Source organism: Halomonas shengliensis (assembly GCF_900104135.1).
Classification (GTDB): domain Bacteria; phylum Pseudomonadota; class Gammaproteobacteria; order Pseudomonadales; family Halomonadaceae; genus Halomonas; species Halomonas shengliensis.
The window spans coordinates 367,744-387,573 of record NZ_FNIV01000003.1; the positions used below are offsets into that span (position 1 = coordinate 367,744).

At 65.1% G+C, this 19,830-nt stretch carries 28 protein-coding genes; 13 read left to right on the top strand and 15 right to left on the bottom strand.

Annotation, left to right across the window (positions count from 1 at the left end; translation table 11 throughout):
- Positions 1–3 precede the first annotated feature (3 nt).
- Positions 4–342 (top strand): type II toxin-antitoxin system RelE/ParE family toxin, encoded by a 339-nt coding sequence (locus BLP95_RS06765; RefSeq protein WP_089677628.1) that lies wholly within the window; start codon positions 4–6, stop codon positions 340–342.
- Positions 339–623 carry a NadS family protein gene (gene nadS, locus BLP95_RS06770; protein ID WP_089677629.1) on the top strand — a complete coding sequence of 95 codons (285 nt, stop codon included), beginning with the start codon at positions 339–341 and terminating at the stop codon, positions 621–623. Before BLP95_RS06765 ends, nadS begins: the two co-directional genes overlap by 4 nt.
- 118 nt (positions 624–741) lie before the next feature.
- Here nadS and aptA read toward each other — a convergent pair whose 3' ends face one another.
- The 4 genes from aptA to BLP95_RS06790 form a co-directional block, all read right to left on the bottom strand.
- A complete protein-coding gene (gene aptA, locus BLP95_RS06775) occupies positions 742–2,022 on the bottom strand; it encodes an omega-aminotransferase AptA (RefSeq protein WP_281187374.1) in 1,281 nt (426 codons plus the stop codon).
- A gap of 220 nt (positions 2,023–2,242) precedes the next feature.
- Positions 2,243–2,710 carry a tellurite resistance TerB family protein gene (locus BLP95_RS06780; RefSeq protein ID WP_089677631.1) on the bottom strand — a complete coding sequence of 156 codons (468 nt, stop codon included), beginning with the start codon at positions 2,708–2,710 and terminating at the stop codon, positions 2,243–2,245.
- A gap of 108 nt (positions 2,711–2,818) precedes the next feature.
- Entirely contained in the window at positions 2,819–3,292 is a 474-nt protein-coding gene (locus BLP95_RS06785; protein ID WP_089677632.1) for a hypothetical protein, read from the bottom strand.
- A gap of 65 nt (positions 3,293–3,357) precedes the next feature.
- Positions 3,358–3,939: a YqhA family protein gene (locus BLP95_RS06790; protein WP_089677633.1), complete on the bottom strand. Its 582-nt coding sequence runs from the start codon at positions 3,937–3,939 to the stop codon at positions 3,358–3,360.
- A gap of 120 nt (positions 3,940–4,059) precedes the next feature.
- Here BLP95_RS06790 and BLP95_RS06795 point away from each other — a divergent pair, with 120 nt between their 5' ends.
- Positions 4,060–4,506, top strand: a complete 447-nt coding sequence (locus BLP95_RS06795; RefSeq protein WP_089677634.1) for a CopD family protein — start codon at positions 4,060–4,062, stop codon at positions 4,504–4,506.
- Here the strand turns inward: BLP95_RS06795 and BLP95_RS06800 are convergent.
- The 3 genes from BLP95_RS06800 to BLP95_RS06810 are packed head-to-tail and all read right to left on the bottom strand — an operon-like array spanning position 4,477 to position 7,962.
- A complete protein-coding gene (locus BLP95_RS06800) occupies positions 4,477–4,710 on the bottom strand; it encodes a type II toxin-antitoxin system Phd/YefM family antitoxin (protein WP_089677635.1) in 234 nt (77 codons plus the stop codon). The genes BLP95_RS06795 and BLP95_RS06800 overlap by 30 nt on opposite strands.
- A gap of 29 nt (positions 4,711–4,739) precedes the next feature.
- Complete coding sequence (locus BLP95_RS06805) at positions 4,740–5,537, bottom strand: universal stress protein (RefSeq protein WP_089677636.1); 798 nt, start codon at positions 5,535–5,537, stop codon at positions 4,740–4,742.
- Positions 5,527–7,962 carry a Lon protease family protein gene (locus BLP95_RS06810; protein ID WP_089677637.1) on the bottom strand — a complete coding sequence of 812 codons (2,436 nt, stop codon included), beginning with the start codon at positions 7,960–7,962 and terminating at the stop codon, positions 5,527–5,529. Before BLP95_RS06810 ends, BLP95_RS06805 begins: the two co-directional genes overlap by 11 nt.
- Before the next feature lie 107 nt (positions 7,963–8,069).
- On the opposite strand from BLP95_RS06810, the gene mntA reads away from it, so the two are divergent.
- From mntA to BLP95_RS06855, 9 genes are all read left to right on the top strand, one after another.
- Entirely contained in the window at positions 8,070–8,480 is a 411-nt protein-coding gene (mntA, locus tag BLP95_RS06815) for a type VII toxin-antitoxin system MntA family adenylyltransferase antitoxin (protein WP_089677665.1), read from the top strand.
- Complete coding sequence (gene hepT / locus BLP95_RS06820; RefSeq protein ID WP_089677638.1) at positions 8,470–8,880, top strand: type VII toxin-antitoxin system HepT family RNase toxin; 411 nt, start codon at positions 8,470–8,472, stop codon at positions 8,878–8,880. The genes mntA and hepT overlap by 11 nt, the downstream gene beginning before the upstream one ends.
- Positions 8,881–9,118: 238 nt before the next feature.
- On the top strand, positions 9,119–9,382 hold the full coding sequence (locus BLP95_RS06825) for a helix-turn-helix transcriptional regulator (RefSeq protein WP_089677639.1): 264 nt from the start codon (positions 9,119–9,121) through the stop codon (positions 9,380–9,382).
- Positions 9,372–10,631, top strand: a complete 1,260-nt coding sequence (locus BLP95_RS06830; protein WP_089677640.1) for a type II toxin-antitoxin system HipA family toxin — start codon at positions 9,372–9,374, stop codon at positions 10,629–10,631. The genes BLP95_RS06825 and BLP95_RS06830 overlap by 11 nt, the downstream gene beginning before the upstream one ends.
- Positions 10,632–11,030: 399 nt before the next feature.
- The gene (coaE, locus tag BLP95_RS06835; protein WP_089677666.1) at positions 11,031–11,645 is read left to right on the top strand and encodes a dephospho-CoA kinase; all 615 of its coding nucleotides are present in this window, start codon (positions 11,031–11,033) and stop codon (positions 11,643–11,645) included.
- A 64-nt stretch (positions 11,646–11,709) separates the two neighbouring features.
- Positions 11,710–11,946: a DNA gyrase inhibitor YacG gene (yacG, locus tag BLP95_RS06840; protein ID WP_089677641.1), complete on the top strand. Its 237-nt coding sequence runs from the start codon at positions 11,710–11,712 to the stop codon at positions 11,944–11,946.
- 3 nt (positions 11,947–11,949) lie between these two features.
- Positions 11,950–12,843, top strand: a complete 894-nt coding sequence (locus BLP95_RS06845; protein WP_089677642.1) for a DNA replication terminus site-binding protein — start codon at positions 11,950–11,952, stop codon at positions 12,841–12,843.
- A 74-nt stretch (positions 12,844–12,917) separates the two neighbouring features.
- On the top strand, positions 12,918–13,166 hold the full coding sequence (locus tag BLP95_RS06850) for a type II toxin-antitoxin system Phd/YefM family antitoxin (protein WP_023005199.1): 249 nt from the start codon (positions 12,918–12,920) through the stop codon (positions 13,164–13,166).
- The gene (locus BLP95_RS06855) at positions 13,156–13,440 is read left to right on the top strand and encodes a type II toxin-antitoxin system RelE family toxin (protein ID WP_089677643.1); all 285 of its coding nucleotides are present in this window, start codon (positions 13,156–13,158) and stop codon (positions 13,438–13,440) included. Before BLP95_RS06850 ends, BLP95_RS06855 begins: the two co-directional genes overlap by 11 nt.
- A gap of 15 nt (positions 13,441–13,455) precedes the next feature.
- Here the strand turns inward: BLP95_RS06855 and BLP95_RS16825 are convergent, their stop codons facing one another.
- The 7 genes from BLP95_RS16825 to BLP95_RS06880 form a co-directional block, all read right to left on the bottom strand.
- Positions 13,456–13,602, bottom strand: coding sequence for a hypothetical protein (locus BLP95_RS16825; protein WP_176760238.1), 147 nt, complete (start codon positions 13,600–13,602; stop codon positions 13,456–13,458).
- 213 nt (positions 13,603–13,815) lie between these two features.
- On the bottom strand, positions 13,816–14,244 hold the full coding sequence (gene mscL, locus BLP95_RS06860; protein WP_089677644.1) for a large conductance mechanosensitive channel protein MscL: 429 nt from the start codon (positions 14,242–14,244) through the stop codon (positions 13,816–13,818).
- Between the two features lie 140 nt (positions 14,245–14,384).
- Complete coding sequence (locus tag BLP95_RS06865; protein WP_089677645.1) at positions 14,385–14,795, bottom strand: SRPBCC family protein; 411 nt, start codon at positions 14,793–14,795, stop codon at positions 14,385–14,387.
- A gap of 28 nt (positions 14,796–14,823) precedes the next feature.
- Positions 14,824–15,294, bottom strand: a complete 471-nt coding sequence (locus BLP95_RS06870; RefSeq protein WP_245678698.1) for a hypothetical protein — start codon at positions 15,292–15,294, stop codon at positions 14,824–14,826.
- A complete protein-coding gene (locus BLP95_RS06875; RefSeq protein WP_089677646.1) occupies positions 15,291–15,593 on the bottom strand; it encodes a nucleotidyltransferase domain-containing protein in 303 nt (100 codons plus the stop codon). The genes BLP95_RS06870 and BLP95_RS06875 overlap by 4 nt, the downstream gene beginning before the upstream one ends.
- A 64-nt stretch (positions 15,594–15,657) precedes the next feature.
- Positions 15,658–16,065 (bottom strand): MBL fold metallo-hydrolase RNA specificity domain-containing protein, encoded by a 408-nt coding sequence (locus BLP95_RS17235; RefSeq protein WP_342670382.1) that lies wholly within the window; start codon positions 16,063–16,065, stop codon positions 15,658–15,660.
- The gene (locus BLP95_RS06880; protein ID WP_342670383.1) at positions 16,059–17,087 is read right to left on the bottom strand and encodes an MBL fold metallo-hydrolase; all 1,029 of its coding nucleotides are present in this window, start codon (positions 17,085–17,087) and stop codon (positions 16,059–16,061) included. Before BLP95_RS06880 ends, BLP95_RS17235 begins: the two co-directional genes overlap by 7 nt.
- A gap of 257 nt (positions 17,088–17,344) precedes the next feature.
- On the opposite strand from BLP95_RS06880, the gene BLP95_RS06885 reads away from it, so the two are divergent.
- The gene (locus BLP95_RS06885) at positions 17,345–19,132 is read left to right on the top strand and encodes a PglL family O-oligosaccharyltransferase (protein WP_089677647.1); all 1,788 of its coding nucleotides are present in this window, start codon (positions 17,345–17,347) and stop codon (positions 19,130–19,132) included.
- Positions 19,133–19,291: 159 nt separating this feature from the next.
- Here the strand turns inward: BLP95_RS06885 and tnpA are convergent, their stop codons facing one another.
- Complete coding sequence (gene tnpA / locus BLP95_RS06890; RefSeq protein WP_089677648.1) at positions 19,292–19,723, bottom strand: IS200/IS605 family transposase; 432 nt, start codon at positions 19,721–19,723, stop codon at positions 19,292–19,294.
- Positions 19,724–19,830: the final 107 nt, after the last annotated feature.

The window sequence follows — 19,830 nt, forward strand, 5'->3', positions numbered from 1 at the left end:
GACGTGAGTCATGCCATCGAGTTCATCGAAACGCCGACCTTCACCCGGCAGATCCAGGCCATTGCCACAGATGACGAATTCAAGGAGCTTCAACGCACCCTGATCGCCCAACCCGACAAGGGCGACCTGATTCAAGGCACAGGCGGTTTGCGCAAGATTCGCATGCCACTTGGCCATCAAGGCAAAAGCGGTGGAGCGCGGGTGATCTACTTACTGGCGACCGCCGAACGTATCTACTTGATTCTGGCCTATCCCAAGAGCGTCAAAGATAGTCTGTCGCTCGCCGAGAAGGCCGCATTAAAAAACCTGACACGCCAGTTGAAAGGGGAGGCGTCCGCATGAGCATCTTTGACGAACTCCAGACATCGCTTCAGGAAGCCGTCGACATCAAACAGGGTAAGACCCAGGCCAGTCGCGTCACGCGACATGAGGTCGCCGACGTGAAGGCCATCAGGGCCCAGCTACATGTGTCGCAGGCGGAGTTTGCCGAGGCCATGGGCACTAGCGTCGACACCATCAGGAGCTGGGAAACCAAGCGCCGAAATCCCACGGGACTGGCCGCCAAGGTACTGGCGACACTTCGTGACAACCCGGCCTTCTACAACGAACTGGCTTCCCATTGACGTTTCCCGACAGACACACCATGCCCCCGCATGCCTGTCGACAGGGGCATGGTACATTTCTTGCCATCATCTGTAGACGCGTGCCCAGGACCATGAACGCGCTGGGCAAGCAGCGAGATTACACGAGCCTGTCCAACGCTTCCGCCACCGCATCGAACAGCCGCTCCAGCTCCGCCTCGGTGCTGGCGAAGGGCGGACCGAATTGCAGGGTGTCGCCGCCGAAGCGCACGTAGAAGCCCGCCTCCCACAGCGCCAGGTGGGCATCGCGGGGACGAATGGTCGGGTCGCCGTCCCGCGGCGCGAGCTGGATCGCCCCAGCCAGGCCGTAGTTGCGAATATCCACCACATGCGGGCGTCCCTTGAGGGCGTGCAGCTTGGCCTCGAAGGCCGGGGCGATGGCCCGCACCTGGGCCGGGAAGTCCTCGCGCTCGAACAGGTCCAGAGCGGCCAGGCCGGCGGCGCAGGCCACCGGATGGCCGCTGTAGGTGTAGCCATGGGGAAACTCGATGGCGTGCTCGGGGCCACCGGCGTGCATGAAGGTGTCGTAGATCTCGTTTGATGCGATCACCGCCCCCATGGGCACCGCGCCGTTGGTGAGCTGCTTGGCGATGGTCATCATGTCCGGCACCACGCCGAAGGCCTCGGCCCCGGTGCGCGCGCCGCTGCGCCCGAAGGCGGTGATCACCTCGTCGAAGATCAGCAGGATATCGTGGGCGGAGCAGATCTCGCGTAGCCGCTCGAGATACCCCTTGGGCGGCACGATCACCCCGGCGGAGCCGGACATCGGCTCGACGATCACCGCGGCGATGTTGGAGGCGTCATGCAGGGCGATATGGTCGAGCAGCGCGTCGGCCAGCTCGGCCCCGCTCTCCGCCTGGCCCCGGGTGAAGGCATGCCCCGGCTGCAGGGTATGCGGCAGGTGGCTCACCTCCATCAGCTGGCCGTAGTGCTTGCGGTTGCCGCCGATGCCACCGAGGCTGGTGCCGCCCACGTTGACCCCGTGATAGCCCTTGGCGCGGCCGATCAGACGGGTCTTCTCCGGGCGCCCCTTCGCACGCCAGTAGGCCTTGGCCATCTTCAGCGCGGTGTCCGCCGACTCCGAGCCGGAGTCGGTGAAGAACACATGGTCCAGCCCTTTTGGGGTCAGGCCGGCAATCCGCTCGGCCAGCTGGAAGGCCAGCGGATGGGCGACCTGGAAGCCGGGCGCATAGTCCAGGGTACCCAGCTGGCGGGCCACCGCCTGCTGGATCTCCTCGCGGTTGTGGCCGGCACCGCAGGTCCACAGCCCCGAGAGGGAGTCGAACAGCCGGCGGCCACGATCGTCGATGAAGTAGCGCCCCTCGGCACCGGTGATCACCCGCGGATGGGCGTGGAAGTCACGGTTGGCGCTGAACGGCATCCAGTAGTGGCGGTTGATCGCCGAGGCATCGGCGGATCCGGGGAACGGCGCAGTCGAGGTCGAGGTGATATCCGCAAACGGGGTCGAGGACATGATCGAGGCTCCTGAAGGGGCATGGGCTTGCCTTCAGCATGGACCAGGCAAGTGTTGAATAAAACATAACACTTGCACGACGGCGTGGATATCGCCAGCCATTGGTCGAAACGGCCGAGGCACGCGCTCAGCCTGTGGTGTCGTTCGCCTCCTGCACCCTCAGCTTGGTGCGGATGAAGTCGCTGTGGCTGACGTGCAGCAGATCGGCTAACTGCCGGATACGGTGCTCCTCCAGGTGATGGTGCTCGCCATCGGCAAGCGCCAGGGCCCACATCATCTGCACCAGCTCCACGCGCCGTCCATAGGCGTAGTGCTCGCGGATCAGCGAGACGAACTGGTAGTGGTCGACGGCGTCGTCGACCTCCTCCCGGGCCAGCGTCATCAGCTCGTCGATGGCCTCATCGCCGAGCTCGAGGTGCTCACGCAGTAACCGCCGCAGGGCCGTGAGTTCGTCATCGGTCACCTCGTAGTCGGCACGCATCACCTCGCAGAGCAACGCCGCCGCGGCGAGCTCCAGGCTCGGCGTCTCGTGGCCGGCGCCGGCCTCTCCCTCCGACAGCATCTCCTGGAAGAACCGCTGGATATTGGCTAGCACAGGCGTCTCCTTGTCATTCGCTAAGGCTGGGACCTGCCAGCCGCCCTCGGGTTCGCCGCCTTGGGGTCAGGCCCTAAAGCGAGTTGAGGGGTCTGACCCCAAGCGGGGTTAGTCACGGCAGCGCCAACGGGCCAGCAGGGAGAGCACGGCGAGGCCGAGCAGGATGGCGGCAGCCCAGCCGAGACCATCGACCAGGCCGGCGAAGCCGCTGGGGGCCTCGACGGGACGGTGGTCGAGGCCGAAAACGACGATGCGCCCCAGGGCGTAGAGCATCAGCCCAAGGCTGGCCAGGGGCAGCAGGGAGTGGCACCCGGCCAGCCAACGGGTCAGGCCCCAGGGCTCTCTCGGCGGCTTGGCTGCCTTGGTGCTCTTGGTAGAAGCCGGCTTGGCCTTGGCGGCCGCCTTGGGCGCGGCGGAGCGGCTGGCGCCCCGTTGCCGGGGCTTGGGCGTAACCTTCGAGCGGCCGCTCGGGGTCCCGCCGGTGAGCCAGCGCAGCGCCACGCGACCCAGACGCCACAGCGCCCAGCCCAGGGTGAAGCTGACCGAGAGCGCGAGGCCGCCCATCACCAGTACATAGGCCATTGGCGATCCTTGTCGATGTTCAGACCCGGTATTGTGCCACAGCGGACAGCGACGGCTCGCTACCCCTACTTGTGGTGGTGCTTGTGGGCGCGACTCATCAGGTAGAGCGCCGCGGCCAGCGCCAGGACGGAGAGCGCCAGGTAGATGGCGTCCAGCGGTGTGGCGAAGGTGATGTCCACCACGGCGCGGAAGAACTCGATGATCACCGCCAGGATCACCACCCGGGCGATCTTGTCCTTGAGCTCGTCGAAGGAGCTGACGTTGAAGGGGTTGGAGGCGGGATGCGACTCCGCGGGCTCGATGGGCGAGACGAACAGCCGGTAGACGCCGAGGCCGAAGATCAGCAGCACGATGGCCACCAGATAGATGTCCACCGCCATCACCACGCTGGGCACCACCGTCTCGTGGATGTCAGGCTGGCCGCCGACCAGGTAGTAGGTGGCGGCGGTCACCGTAAGCTTGAGGATATCCAGGGTGCCGATGATGAAGAGCACCAGCGCCCCCAGCAGGCTCGGCACCACCGCCAGCATCACCAGCAGGCGGCTGTTCCACAGGAAGCGCTCGAAGAGCCGCTCGTAGCGGCCGCTCCTGGCCTGGGGCGAGGTCTCGGCCCGAGCTTCCTTGGGAGTGTTCGAGGGGTGGGTCATGGCGGCTCCTGCGATGAAGTGTCGGCGCCCACGATACCACCCGCTACCCCCTTGGAGAGATAGCCCGGCGGTGTCGGACCGGTAGAATAAGCGACAATCGTTCTCGCCATGGAGGGCACCATGACCGCCACCCTGCTGCTCCTGCACCTGCTCGGTGCCACCGTCTGGACCGGCGGCCATCTGGTGCTCGCCTTCACCATCCTGCCGCGGGTACTCAAGGGGCGCGACATCGCCGCGCTTGAGTGGTTCGAACAGGGCTACGAGCGGATTGGCATGCCGGCGCTGGTGGTGCAGACCGTCACCGGCCTGTGGCTGGCCTGGCAGAAGGTGCCGTCGCTTTCGCTGTGGTTCGACCCGGACGCCGGCCCCATCGCCCACCTGATCCGAGTGAAGCTTGCGCTATTGCTGCTCACCGCCCTGGTCGCCACCCACGCCCGCTTACGGGTCATCCCGCGACTCTCCGCCGCCACCCTGCCGCTGATGGGCTGGCATATCGCCGCGGTCACCCTGCTCTCGGTGGCCTTCGTGGTCACCGGGCTATCCTTCCGAGTCAGCTGGGGGATGTGAGACCTCAGCAATAGCTTCATTGAGACGCTGTGCATTTCGCGGACTTGCCATGAGATACAAAGTCTCTTGGAGAGACCGGAACTCTTGATATGACAGCAACACAACCGGCTCACCCGAGCCCCGAGCCACCATCACAGGCTCACTCAGATCATCGAGGACAGACTCAAGTTTTCCCCGGAGATCAACATCGCTGATTCGTTTCATACGAACTCCAATGAACTGGTGAGGCGATCTCAAGGCACCACGACAACTGGCACCGGGATACGGGCCAGCAGGTCGACATCCTGTTCCAGCAGCGTGATCAGCCGCGCGCGGGTGATCACCAGGGCGCCGCGGCGGGCGCGAGCGAGGAAGCGCTCCAGCGCCGGGGCGTCCATGGGGGCGAGTTCCTCGCGACCCAGGAACAGCGGATGGCGGCGCACCGCCTCCTCCGGCGTCTCGCCCCAGGGCAGCGCCGGTACCTCGCCACGGAAGTAGCGCAGCGGGCCCGGCTCCGGCGGGTGGCGCTCGTCCCAGATGATCACCGTGCAGGGCGCCTCCAGCAGCAGGCGCTGGCTGGTGGAGCCCAGGCGATTGCCCCAGCGCGCCGAGAGCCCCGCCTTGCCCAGCACAAGCACGTCGCCGGGCCCGGCCTCCTCCAGGGCGACGCTCGCCACCTGGCCGCGGCTCACCTGCAGGCGATGGCGCAGCGCGCGGCCCTCCGCCGCCAGGCGCAGCGCACGCTGCACCCGCTGCATCTGGCGGGCAAGGCTCGCCTCCAGGCTCTCGCTGGAGAGCGGGCGGGCCACCCCGCTGCTGGCTCCCACCTCCCGCGAGAAGGGGAAGGCCGCGCAGGCCAGCAGGTCGAGATCCTCCACGAACAGCGCCACCAGTTCGGCGCGCGCCTGCTCGGCCAGGGCCGCCGCGGCCTGCAGCGCCGCCAGTCCCTGACGGGAGTCGTCGAGCAGCGCCAATACCCGCAGCGCCTCATCGGAGGTTAGCCCCGTCGCGGTGGAACGCCCAGGCTCGGTGGATGGCAGCTCAGGCGTCATCGCCGCCCTCCTCGCCGCCCTCGGCGGCCTGCTCGTCACCGTTGCCGGAGGCGGCCTTCACCACCTCCTGGAACCTGGCCAGGCGCGCCTGGACCCTGCCATTGAGGCTCTCTGCCGGGAAGCTGCCCGCCTCGTCGGCTTCGCCAAGGGTCTCGCCGGTCAGCAGGGTCAATGCCTCGTCCACATGACGCACCGCGAAGATACGGAAACGGCCCCCCTCCATCGCCTCGCGCACCTCGCGCTTGAGCATCAGGTGCTCGACGTTGGTGGCCGGCAGGATCACCGCCTGGCCCTCAAGTTCGCCGCGGGCGACGCAGACATCGAAGAAGCCCTCGATCTTCTCGTTGACGCCACCCACCGCCTGCACCTCGCCGTGCTGGTCGATGGAGCCGGTGACCGCGAAGGCCTGGTCGAGCCCTACCCGGGCGATGGCCGAGACCAGCGCACACACCTCCGCCACCGAGGCGCTGTCGCCCTCGATGCCGCCGTAGGACTGCTCGAAGGCCAGGCTCGCCGACAGCGACAGCGGGCTCTCGGCGGCGTAGCGCCCGGCCAGGTAGCGCGACAGGATCATCACCGCCTTGGAGTGGATGCGCCCGCCCAGGCGCGCCTCGCGCTCGATGTCCACCACCTGGCCGCTGCCGGGCCTGGCCGTCGCGGTGATGCGAGTCGGCTGGCCGAAGGCGAAGTCGCCCAGCGCGAGCACCGAGAGGCCGTTGACCTGCCCCACCACGCGCCCCTGAGTGGCGATCATCACGCTGCCGCGGGTGATCTGCTCATGGCTGCGCTCGCGGATGCGACCCGCCCGCCACAGCTGCTGGGCCACCGCCTTCTCGATATCCTCGCGTCGGATCACGCTGGAACCCGCCACGCTGGCCCAGTGGTCGGCCTCCATCAGCAGGTCGTGGAGATCACGATGGCGCGCGGTCAGCCGCTTCTGGTCATCGGCCAGGCGGCTGGCTCGCTCGATGGTGGCCGCCACCCCGCTGCGATCCAGCGGAGCCAGCGCCGCCTCCCGCGCCAGGGTGGCGATCATCCGCGCGTAGAGCGCCAGGCTCTCGTCGCTGCGCTCGAGCTCGTCCTCCAGGTCCACCTGTACCTTGAACAGCTCCAGGAACTCGGGGTCGTGCTCGCACAGCAGGTAGTAGAGCAGCCGCTCGCCGAGCAGCACGACCTTGATGTCCAGGGGGATCGGCTGGGGCTCCAGGCTCACCGTGCTGATCAGGCCGTAGGCCTGCTCCAGCGACTCGGTGCGGATCTCGCCGGCGCGCAGCACGCGCTTGAGGGTCTCCCAGGCGCCAGGCTGGGTGAGCAGGCCACGGATATCCAGCACCAGGTAGCCGCCGTTGGCACGGTGCAGGGCGCCGGCGCGGATCAGCGAGAAGTCGGTGAGCAGGGTGCCGTTGTGCACATGGTGCTCGATGCGTCCCACCAGGTGCTGGTGGCCCGGCAGGTCCTGGTAGATCACCGGCGCCCCCTCGGTGTCGGCGTTGTCCACCAGCAGGTTGAGGTAGCAGCGGCTGAAGATCGCCTCGGGCGGGATCTCCGCCTCCTCGTTGATGAAGGAGTCGGCGTGCTGCAGGATCGCCTCGCGGATCGCCGTCAGGTGGGCGATCACGCCCTCCTCGTGCTGGTAGCGCTCCTCGAGCTCCGACAGGGGCGCGCCGATGGCGGTCTGCAGCACCTCCTCGTTGAGCTGCTGGACCTGATCGCGCAGCTCCTTGGCCAGCTTCGGCATGCGGCGGATCGCCTGGGTCAGCTTGCGCTGCAGGATCTCCACCGTGTGCTCGATTCGCTCGCGCTCCTCCTCGGGGAGCTTCTCGTACTCCTTGGGCGATAGCATCTTGTCGCTGTCGCCATCGGCGGGGGCGAAGGTGAAGCCGTTGGGGGTGGAGAGCAGCAGCACGCCCTGCTCGCGGGCCTCGCGGCGAACCGCCTCCACGGCATCGCGCTGGCGCTCGCCCATGGCCTGCTTCAGCTCCTGCAGGCGGTTCTGGTACTCGTCGCTCTCGAACACCGCCGGGATGGCCCCGCGCAGCTCCTCCACCAGCGACTCGATGTCACGCCTGAGCTGACGCCCCAGCCCCGCCGGCAGCTGCAGGTAGAGCGGCACCGAGGGATCCTCGAAGTTGTAGAGGTAGCACCAGTCCGGCGGCGAGGCGTCCTGGCTGGAGCGCTCGGTCAGGTAGCGGCCCACCAGGTTGTGCTTGCCGTGCCCCGGCTGGCCCAGCACGAAGAGGTTGAAGCCGTCGCTGCGGATCGCCGTGCCGAAAGCCAGCGCCTCCCGCGCCCGCTCATGCCCCGCCAGCAGGTCCAGCGACTCCAGCTCGCTGGTGACCTCGAAGGCGAAGGCCTCCTCCGGGCATGCCTGATACACCTGTGCGCTTGTCAGCGGCTCGACCACGGCTCGTCTCCTGTCGTCCATGCCAATACCTTCACCATGGAGCAGCCGCGCCACTACCGCCAGCACCGAGATCAAGGATGGTAGACTTGAAGCCTGGCCCGCCAGGCATGCCAGCCGAGGAGATCCTCATGTCACTGCCCCAGATCGACACGTCTCAAAGCGTCGACCTGCTTAGAGACGCCTTGTCCACGCTGCAGGCCATCTATCTCTTCGGCAGCCAGGCGACCGGCGAGGCCAACGCCGAGAGCGACGTGGACCTCGCCATCCTGTTGCCCAGGCCGCTGAGTGCCGCCCAGCGCTGGGCCCTTGCCGGTGAACTTGCCGAGCGTCTGAACCGCGAGGTGGACCTGGTCGATCTTCGCCAGGCCTCGACGGTGCTCCAGCAGCAGGTACTCAGCGAGGGCAGGCGGCTTTGGGCGTGCGGGTCAGAGGCCGACGAGTTCGAGCTGATGGTGCAGAGCGAATACTGGGACCTCGCCATCCAGCGGCGGGGGCTGATCGATGACATCAAGCAACGAGGCAGTGTGCATGGCGGATGATGTCCTGCTCAACAAGGCGGCCACCATCGAGCGCGGTGTCGGGCGTGCTCGCGAGGAGTACGCCAAGGACCCGGCGACCTTCCCCGATGACCTGACTCGACAGGATGCCGCCATCCTCAACCTGCAGCGTGCCTGTGAAGCCACGATCGACGCGGGGAATTGGCTGATTCGCCGCCACAGGCTGGGGCTACCCCAGAGCGCCCGAGATGTCTTCGATATTCTGGCCACGGCCGAGCTGATCGACACGCCCCTCGCCAGGGCGATGAAGCAGATGACATGCTTTCGCAATATCGCCGTGCACGACTACCAGGCCATCCATATCCCCATCGTGGTGGCCATCATCGAGGATCACACCGACGAGCTTCTGGCGTTCGCCACGCGGCTGGTCGAGCTGGCGTAGCAAGCAAACGGAAATCATGGCCCAAGCCTAGGAGACAGGCATGCCCCAGGCATCCATCCATCTCACCACCAGCTTCATGTCAGCTTCACCCGCGATCCCATCGAAGGATTACCGAACGGTAATTTCGTTCGTTAATCCAGCCTTAGCTGCTAGAATAGTTACCGATCGGTAATTATTGCGTTGCGAGGCACCGGAATCCTGGCTAGAGTTACTGAACGGTAATCACATACAGGTTTCCATGCCGACCACCGACCCCCTCACTCCCCAGGCCGCCACCATCCGCGACAGCGAAGAGCTCGGCAGGCTGGTGCGCCAGATGCGCACCGAGCAGGGGCTGTTGCAGATCGACCTGGCCGGGCTGGCCGGCACCGGCAATCGCTTCATCGTCGACCTGGAGCGGGGCAAGCCGACCCTGCAATTGCAGAAGGTATTGGACGTGCTGGACTTGATGGGGCTCGAGGTGGTCGTACGGCGCAAGGGCGGCAGCCACCATGGCGAGTGACGATGCCCTGGAGGTTTACCTCGGCGACAAGCATGTCGGCCGGCTGCATGACGCTCAACCGCTGCGCTTAGAGTATGCTCCGGAGTGGCTGGAACACCCTGAAGCGGTGAGTCTCTCACCCTCCCTGCCCCTCTCGCAGCAGGTGCACGTAGGCGATGCGGTGCTGGCCTATTTCGAGAACCTGCTGCCGGAAGGCGACTTGCGTCATCACCTAGAGCTTCGCCACCACACCACTACTGTTTTCGGGCTGCTGAAAGCCATCGGCGGAGACACGGCCAGCGGCTTCACTCTGTTGCCACCGGGGGTGACACCCGCTCCGCCGCACTATCGGCCTATCAGTTGGGAAGCGCTGGCGGACCACCTGCGGCACAGGGAACGAGGCCCTCTGCTCTCACAACAGGGCGAAGAGGCTCGTATCTCGCTGGCGGGTGCCCAGGACAAGTTGCTGGTGATGGTGCAGGCAGACGGAAGCCCCGCCATTCCGGAAGGATCGGCACCGTCCAGCCATGTTCTCAAGCCGAACATTCGAGGCCTGGGAGGCATATGGGCCACCGCCATCAACGAGACCTTCTGCATGCAGCTGGCCGCCGAACTCGGGCTCGAAGTCGCTGAGGCTAGCTACCAGCCCGATACCCGCGCCTGCCTCGTACGACGATACGACCGGATGCCCGACGAACAGGGCAGGCTGCAGCGCCTGCACCAGCTCGACTTCTGCCAGCTTGCCGACACTCCCTCACTGATCAAATACGAAAGTGACGGAGGCCCCGGCCTGGTGCGCTGCCGTGAACTCCTGCAGCAGGTGGGAACACCGGCCAAGGACTTGCAACGCCTGATCGCCTGGTTCTTCTTTAACCTGCTGATCGGCAACAACGATAGCCACGCCAAGAACCTCTCCATCCTCTACACGGAAGCAGGTCCGCGGTTGGCACCGTTCTACGACTTGATGAGCACAACGCTCTACAGCGGCCTCTCTCGACGCTTCGCGTTTCGCATCGCCGGTGAGGATCGCCCCGGCAGCATCGAACGCTCGCACCTCGAATCATTAGCGCGCTCGATGCAGTTCCAGCCACGCTACTTCCTGCGCCAAGGGCTTGGACTCGCCGAACGCATCCCGGCGGCCATCGACAGCACCCTCGTCGCTCTGGCCCCCCAGGCTCATCAGGGCGCGGAGCAGACGCTGTTGGAGAGGTTGCAAAATAGGCTATTAAGCAACTGCAGGAAGCTGCCGGAACGGTGGTCGAAACGCTGATGACGCTCTAATCCCCCTTCGCGCCATCGCGACTCAGGAAGAGGATTCCCTTTCGGGTGCCAGCCCGATCACTCGGGTGGCCGCTTCCTGCTGCTGACGGCCTTACCGCACCGTTCACATCACAGGCGCTACGGGCAAGCCCTGCCCTGAAGGGTACTCATGCGCTTTCGCCAGGATGTTCCTGCCGCCGACGACATCAGCGAGGTCGGCAAGACCACAGGCCTGAGACGGTGTGGGCACCCTGAGGATTCTGGATGACTATCCTACCATTTCGGCACAATGCCAGTAGCCAAGGATCGTTCGAGTTGCTGGAGCACACTCCCGCCGAATGGCATCATGCCGCCACAGCAGCATCGACCTTCCCGATACGCCAGCTTCAAGGAGCACAGCGACATGGCCCTGATCATCGGCCTGACCGGCGGCATCGCCTCGGGCAAGTCCACCGTCGCCCGCGCCTTCGCGGCGCTGGGCGCCCCCTGGGTAGATGCCGACGACGTCGCCCGCGAGGTGGTGGCGCCCGGCGAGCCGGCGCTGGCCGAGATCGCCAAGCGCTTCGGCGCGCGGGTACTCAACGATGACGGCACCCTGAACCGCCGTGAGCTGCGTGAGATCGTCTTCGCCGATGAAGGCGAGCGTCGCTGGCTGGAGTCGGTCACCCACCCGCGCATCCGCGAGCGGCTGATCGCCCATCTGGAACGCCTGGTGGCCGATGGTGCCCCCTATGTGCTGCTGGTCACCCCGCTGCTGTTCGAGTCCGGCCAGGTCGAGATGGTCGACCGCGCCCTGGTCATCGACGTGCCGGAAGCGCTGCAGATCGAACGCACCGCCGCCCGCGACGGCGTGGACGCCGACCAGGCCCGGCGCATCGTCGCCGCCCAGATGCCCCGCGCCGAGCGCCTGGCCCGCGCCGACGACGTGCTGGATAATGGCGGCAGCGAGGCCGAGATGCGCCGCCAGGTCGCCGAGCTGGATCGGCGCTATCGCCAGCTGGTCCTCACCCCCCATCGCGAATAAATTCAGCTCCCACAAGGCACCTCAGCACCTCCTGACACTGACACTGAACCACCCCCGGAGCCCCATGAGCGAATCCCAACGCCCCCTGCACGTCGCCTGCCCGCAATGCCGCAAGAAGGTGGCATGGCGGGAGGACAACCCCTACCGCCCCTTCTGCAGCCAGCGCTGCCGGCTGCTCGACCTCGGCGCCTGGGCCGATGGCAGCCACCGTATCGCCGGTGAGCCGGCCATGGACGAGACCGAGATCGACGAGATGATCCTGCGCGCCGAGCGCGGCCTGCAGGACGACGGGCAAGAGTAAGAAATGAACGACGCCAGCCCTCAGCACCCCGAGTACCGCCTGCTCGCCGAGCTAGAGGCCGCCTTCGATGCGGTGATCGAGCGCGCCGCCGCGGTGGCCGAGGCCTACGCCCGCGCCCCCGGCGCCTGCTGGATCTTCGGCGAGCCCGAGCCGGTCTCCCCCGAGCACGCCGCGGCATGGCTGCGTCGGGCGCTGCAGGACGTCTGGTACCAGGATGGCCAGGACGGCCGCGCCACCCGCGCCCATATCGGCCTGGTGGCGGCAAGCGAAGTGGTGATGGAGGCGGTGGCCGCGGCCAACACCGCCAAGGCCGAATTCGCCGCACTCACCGCGCGCATCCGCGACCAGGCCCCGGCGCTGATCCCCGAGGCCAAGGCGGTGCTGCCCTTCCGCCATCCTGCGCTGCACGACCACCTGCGCGGCGAAGGGCTGGCCAGGGTACACCTCAAGCAGTGCTGGCGGGCGATCCCCACCAGCGAGGCGCCGCTCGCCCGGGTGCGCCTGGCCTGGTATTCGAGCGGGCGCTCCATCAAGAAGCTGACGGTGCAGGAGGCCGAGCAGAGGCTGCTGGCCCTGGACCACGAGGCGCCGCATATCCGCATCCAGCTGCGCAAGCTGGCCGGCATCCCCAGCGGAGAGCCGCTGGCCCAGGTGCAGCGCCAGGCGCCGCTGATGCGCGCCAACCTCTTCTATCGGGAGCCGCTGGAGGATGGCCGAATACGCCGCGCCATGAACGTCGCCCTGCCGCTGTTCATTCCCGCGCCCGACGGCCGCCTGCCCGACCACAACCTGCCGCCGCTGTCGCCGCCGGAGAAACGCACCCGCTCCCGCCGCCGCGACGAGAAGCTCGAGGACGAGCCCTTTCTCCCCAGCCTGCGGGTCTATCGGTATCGATAAGGGAAGCTTCAAGACCTGTTGAAAGACTCGGAACAGGTCTAAAATGGTGATGAGATCATCACAGGAGACCTCCCATGCCTCACCATATCCTGGCGACCACCACCGCCAGCATCTCCGAGCTCAAGAAGAACCCCATGGCCACCGTGGCTGCGGGAGAAGGCTTCCCGGTCGCCGTGTTGAACCGCAACGAGCCCGCTTTCTACTGCATTCCGGCCGCCGTCTACGAGGAGCTGCTTGAGAAGCTGGAAGACGCCGAACTCAACCGCATCGCCGACGAGCGCAGCGACCAGGCAGAGATCTCGGTGACACTGGATGAGCTATGAACTGCGCTTTCAGGCCGAGGCCCTGAAGGAGTGGCACAAGCTCGACGGCAGCGTACGCGAGCAGTTCAAGAAGAAACTGCGCACTATCCTGGAATCACCAACCATCCCCGACTCACGCCTGTCGGGTAGCCAGCATCGCTACAAGATCAAGTTGCGCAGCGCGGGCTTCCGGTTGGTCTACGAGGTCCGTGACAGCGAACTGGTCGTGCTGGTCATCGCCGTCGGCAAACGGGATCAAAACGGCGTCTATCTCAAGGCCGCCAGACAACAGTAGCCCCCCTCCAGGGCATCAGCCCTCCGGCCGCGCCTCCTCCGGCAACTCGTCCCTCTCTTCCCTGCCACCGAACTTCATCCCCAATACCCGCCTGTCGACCCAGTGCAGCAGGGCCAGCTGGGCGGCCAGCACGGCGAAACACCAGAACAGCGCCTTGATCATGTCGATATCCTCAAGGGAGGCCCACGGCCTCCTCAGGCATGATCATAGTCCCTCCGCCATCGGCCAGCTAGATAGCCGGCTAATAGAATTTACCCATCTGGAACGGATAACCGATAGCGGGATGGTGGGCGCTCCCGGGAGCGCAGGGCCATCATGACGCAGGCCACTTTTACTCGCCTCGCCTATCGCCCCTGCGCTGCCCCGCATCGCCCACTATTGACCCTCCCGATCGGCCAGGCTATCGCGGATCTGGCGCAGCAGCAGGATCTCCTCGGGTGGGGCCGCGGGCTCGGTGGGCGCCTGGGCCTGTTGGCGACGCAGGCGATTGATCCCCTTCACCAGCAGGAAGACCGCGAAGGCCACGATCAGGAAGCTGATCACGTTATTCACGAACAGCCCGATGTTCAGGGTCACCGCCCCATCCGCGGCGGCCTCCGCCGGGGTGGCGTAGGGTCCCTCGCCCTTCAGCACCAGGAAGATATTGGAGAAGTCGACCCCGCCCATCAGCAGGCCGATCGGTGGCATGAGCACGTCGTTCACCAGGCTGGTGACGATGGTGCCGAAGGCGCCACCGATGATGATCCCCACCGCCATGTCGACCACGTTGCCGCGTACGGCGAACTCCTTGAACTCCTTTAACATCTCCTGCCCTCCTTGAGGCCTTGGCATGCCCAGCGAGTGCCGGTCACTCTGAGTATATGCCTCGGGGAGAAAAGCCATCGGGCTTGGCAGGAACTCCCCCTTGGCGTCTGCCCCCGCTGCTGCCAGCAAGGGCTAACCTCTCACAGCCGCTCCGCCACCCTTTCCAGGATCTGCCGGCTGACCCGGTTCACCAGCGGCGTGGCGGCCTTGTTCACCGCCTTCTCCAGCAGCTTGTTGCGCAGCGTGTAAGTGAGGGTCAGGTTCACCTCGGTACCGCCCTCCACCGGGCGCAGGCGATAACGCCCCTGGTTCTCCACGCCATCCAGCGAGGCCCAGGCCAACGCCTCCGGCGCGCGCCGCTCGGTGATCGCCACGTCGAAGTGCCAGTCGCGCCCCACGGCATGCACGTGCCAGCGGAAGCGGTCGTCGCCCAGCGCCTCGATGCTGTGGATCAGGTCGGAGTAGTCGGCGAAGTCCTCCACCCGCTCCAGCAGCGCGAAGACCCGTTCCGGCGGTGCCTTGAGGATCGCGGCGTGTTCGATGGTGGCCATGGCATGCTCCCTGCAACGGTGATCGGGCTCACATTGCCCGGTAGGGCTCCGAGAAAACCTTGATGTGTGAGAGACAATCCAGCAAGTCATCCGCCATACCGTAAGCCTTGTTCAGCAGACCGGCCTGGATCTCGGGGTCGTCGGGGTAGTCATGCGCGAACTGATTGCGCATCTCACGCAACCGCAACCAGGCCGAGGCCGACTCGATGGCCCCTATCTTCTCCAGCTTGTTCACCTTGTCGATAAACGTCGGCAGGTCACCGTGCTCCTGGGTCAAGGCCAGCACATTCGGGAAGAGCTTGGCGCCCATGGCATCCTGCAGCTTCGAGAAACGTACGATGAACTGGTCGATGATGGCGAGCTCGACATCCGTCAACTCGCCAAGCTCTCCTGGTGACAGCGGAAAGTGCCGAGAGAGCTCCCCCATGGCCCAGCGCAGTCGATCGGCGTGACGCTCACAGACATCGAGGCTACCTTCGAAGGCTTCCAGTGCTCTCACAACTTCACCCCCGTTTCCCTGGCAATGGCATGAATGGGCAGCTCCCGGGCGGCAGCACGATGGATCACCAGGTCGATCCGCTGGTCGCCCAGTCGTTGCTTGAGCTCAACCAGTGCCTCCAGTCGCGCATCGACGATGGCATCGGGCGCCTGGATCTCCGGCTCCAGGTAGATATCGATATCCCCGCCCCGCGCTGTATCATCGACCCTCGAACCGAACAGCCAGATCCTGCTCTGCTCTCCGAACCGCTTGCGCAGCGTATCGGCGATCACACGGCACTCGGATTCTTCCAGGCGCATTTCGTCTCCTCACAGGCTCCACGGGCCACGCAGAGTATCGCAGCTTGCAAGCACCTTGGGAAAATCAGCCCTCGGCAAGGTCCACCCCCAGCGTCACCGTCATCGCATGCCCCTGCTCCGCCGCCCAGGCCAGCAGGGCCTTACGCAGTGCCTGCTGAGCCTGGCGCTCGCCGTGCACCAGGCGGATATGCCGCGGCGGGCGGCGCATGCGGCGCACGAAGGTCAGAAGATCCTGGCCATCGGCGTGGGCCGAGTAGCCGGAGACCGTCTCCACCCGGGCGCGGATGGTGATGCGCTCGCCGTCGAGCTCGACCCAACCGCCCCTGGGGCCATAGCGCTGGATATCGCCCCCCGGTGTGCCGGCGCCCTGGTACCCGGTGAACAGCACGCAGTGACGCGGGTCGCCCAGCATGCGCTTGAGGTAGTTGACCACCCGCCCGCCGCTGACCATGCCGCTCGCCGCGATCACCACCGCGGGCGATGGCTCTCGGCCAGGTATTCGACAGTGCGCTCGTGCTCCTCGTGGGAATCGACGGTGTAGAGGTTCTCGAAGCTCAGCGGATGGCGCCCGGCACGCAGCCGGGCATGGGCCTCGGCGTCCCACCAGGGCCTGAGCTCGCGGTAGACCGCGGTGAAGCGCGCCGCCAGGGGCGAGTCGACGATGATCTCCAGCTCCCGCGAGCGGCGGCTGCCCGCCTGGTGGATCAGCGTCTCCATCTCGTAGAGCAGCTCCTGGGTGCGGCCGATGCTGAACGCCGGAATCACCACGGTGCCGCCGTTCGCCAGCGCCCGGTCGATGGCCGCCTTGAGCCGGGCGCGGCGGTGGCGTCGATCCTCATGGCACCGGTCGCCGTAGGTGCTCTCCAGCACCAGGGTGTCGCAGCCCCAGGGCGGATTGGGCGCCGGCAACAGCGGCGCATAGGGTGCGCCCAGGTCGCCGGAGAACAGGGTGCGATGGCGCTCGCCACTCTCGCGGTCGAGGGTATCCACCTCCACATAGCAGGAGCCGAGGATATGCCCGGCGCGCTGAAGCCTCACACGCACCCGGTGGCGGTCGTCGTCCACCAGGGTGTGCCACTCGCGGTAATCCAGCGCCACCAGGTGCCCCTCCACCTCGGCCAGGAAACGCTCGATCAGCGCCCGGTCGCGGGTGAAGCCGATCTTGAGCGCATCCTCGATCACCAGCGGCAGCAGCCGGCTCGATGGCACCGAACAGATAATCGGCCCGTGATACCCCGCCGCCAGCAGGTAGGGCAGGCGACCGATATGGTCGATATGCACATGAGTCACCACCAGTGCCAGCACGTCATCGACCGGGAAGGTGACCTTAAGCTGCTCGAAGCCATCGACGTGGTCGGCGTCCTGGCCCTGGAAGAGCCCGCAATCCACCAGCAGGGCACGGTCATCGCTGATCTGCAGGCGATGGCAGCTACCGGTGACGCCTCCGGCGCCGCCGTGGTGGGAGAGCCGGGGGAAGAAGAGGGAATCGGGCATCGCGCTGGCCTCCATGCCGGGGAACGCCTGCAGTGTAGGCGAAGGCCAAGGGGCAAGGGGCAAGGGGCAAGGGGCAAGGGGCAAGGGGTCAAGGGGTCAAGGGGTCAAGGGGTCAAGGGGTCAAGGGGTCAAGGGGTCAAGGGGTCAAGGGGTCAAGGGGTCAAGAACAGCCTGCGTATTGCGCTACGCCCTACCAACCCGGAGACTAGCGGTTACAAATCGCTACAGCCCCACATCCTTAAAGCCAGGGAACCGCCATGCATGCCGCCGATGAGGCCTTGAGCCGCCCCGAGCCTGACGACCAGGCGCCCAACCCGCGCCTGCGCAAGGCGTTTATCATCACCGCCTTCGTCACCTTCACCGTGCTGCTGCACGTCACCTTCCCCAACCTGGGGGGCACGGGGCTGCGCATGCCCCACAACGCCGCGGTGTGGATGGGCTTCGGGGTGATGATGGCGATCGCCATGTGGCCGGCGAGCCGCGGGGTGATTCGCTTCAGCGCCTTCCACAAGGGACTGGGGCTGTTGCTGCTGGCGCTATGGCTGCCCTTCCTGTGGAGCTGGAACGAGGCCTCGCTGATCGCCCTGCCCCGTATGCTCACCGTCACCGCCGGGGCGATCCTGCTGTTGGGCATCGCCCAGCTCCAGCTCACCCGCCGGGACTGGTGGTGGATCGGCATGGCGATCCTCTCCGGGGTGCTGCTGGAAACCGCCTTCGGCTATGTGCAGCACTTCGTGTTGCAGCCGGGCAACTGGCTGGGCTACCCGGTGGAGAGCGGCCGCCCCTATGGCGTCTTCCAACAGGTCAACGTGATGGCGAGCTTCCTGGCCACGGGGCTCGTCATCTCCGCCTGGCTGTTCGCCGAGGCACGTAACAAGATCGAACGCGGCGTCACCCTGCTCGCCCCGCTGTTCATTCCCTTCCTGCTGCTGACCATCGCCTCACGCAGCGGCTTCTTGGGCACCCTGATCGCCGTACCGCTGGTGATGGGCTACCTGTGGCACCAGGATCGCGCGCGCTTCAGGCAGTGGGGTGGCGCCCTGCTCGCCGGCATCGCCTTTGCCATCCTGCTTAACCTGATGCCTCAGGATGGTGGCCGTAGCATCGAAGCCATGAGCCGAGGCGGCGAGCGCATTCCGGTCTACCTGCATAGCCTGAAGATGATCCTGGAGGAGCCGCTCACCGGCTGGGGCTACGGCCGCTTCCAGTACGAGTTTCTGCACAGCTTCGCCGACTGGCGCGCCGCTCTGCCCCAGAACCAGCCGGAGATCGTCGACCCCATCATCACCCAGACCTACGCCCATCCCCATAATGAATTGCTTTATTGGGGCATCGAGGGCGGGCTGCTGCCGCTGCTTGCGCTGATCGGTTTCGGCGGGTGGGTGCTTTGGCGGCTGCTGCCCTTGAAATCAAGAGCGAAGGGGCCGAAGGGGGAAAGGCTGCTGCTGGCGGCCCTGCTGCTACCGCTGATCGTTCACAGCATGCTGGAACTGCCCTTCTATCATAGCCAGGCGCATTGGTTGGTGTTTGTGCTAATGCTCGGCATAGTGGCCAGCAAGTGCTGGCAGGAAAAGGAGTGGGAAAATCGCTATACCTTCGGGGTTAGGGCTGGTGTAGTACTGGTCCCGGCGGTGCTGGTGGTATTTATGGGGACGCATTTCCATACGCTGTGGCAAACAAAACGCTATGTAGAGACGCAGGGGGAGAGGTTTCAGGCACTGACCAAGATTATCAATCCCCTCGGAATTGGTAGGACACTGGAGTTTCTTGTAATGTCGCAGCAGCTCAAGTCTGCTGCTAGACTGGGTATGACAGGAATGGTTAACCACTATCTAGTATGGGCGGAAAATCTCAGCAGAGTGAACCCCACTCCTGATCTTTACGCCAATATGATTCGCGCTGAAAGAGTCATTAAAAACGAGGGAGAACTATCGCCGATTACCGAGTTGTCACGCCGGCTTTTTCCTACTTCTCTTGAAATAGAGAGCGCAAAGAAAGCCGATATAAAGACGACATCCACTGCCGCTACTGTGCCTCTGAATTAAAAAAATCTAGCGGCCGGCATTGCTGCCGACCGCTGCTCAATAAAGCTAAATTTCTATGGTATTTTTAAGGTAAAGTAAGTATCCCCCGGCAAAGCCGGGGGCTTTATATTGTTAGCCCCTCAAAGGGGCAAGAATCTGAGCCGCCTGAAGGCGGCTGCCTCACATTCCAAACTTGAGCTGATCATAATGCTCATCCACCTTTTCCTGATTCCGGATATAGGCCCTTACCATTCCTTCATCAAGCCCTACTGTCGAGACGAAATAACCTCTCGCCCAGAAGCTTTCACCAGAGAAATTTCGCGATCTGCCCATGAAGTTTCTGGCTATAGATATCGCACTCTTCCCTTTGATGTAGCCAACCACATGTGACACCGAGTGCTTCGGAGGGATGCTGATACACATGTGAACGTGATCACGCATCAGGTGCCCCTCTACGATCTGGCACTCCTTCTGTCTTGCCAGCTCATGGAACACCTCACCAAGGTGTTTTCGGATACCACCAAAGATCGCCTTCTTTCGCTTTTTGAGGATGAACACGACATGATACCTGCAGTTCCATGTTGTGTGAGCAAGACTCTGGTACTCTCTCATTGGGAACTTCCTATCTCTTGGCCGAGATTGGAGGTTCCCTTTGACCGCATCACACGGTCAAACCTCGGGTAGTCCCCCGGCAAAGCCGGGGGATTACCTTATTTATT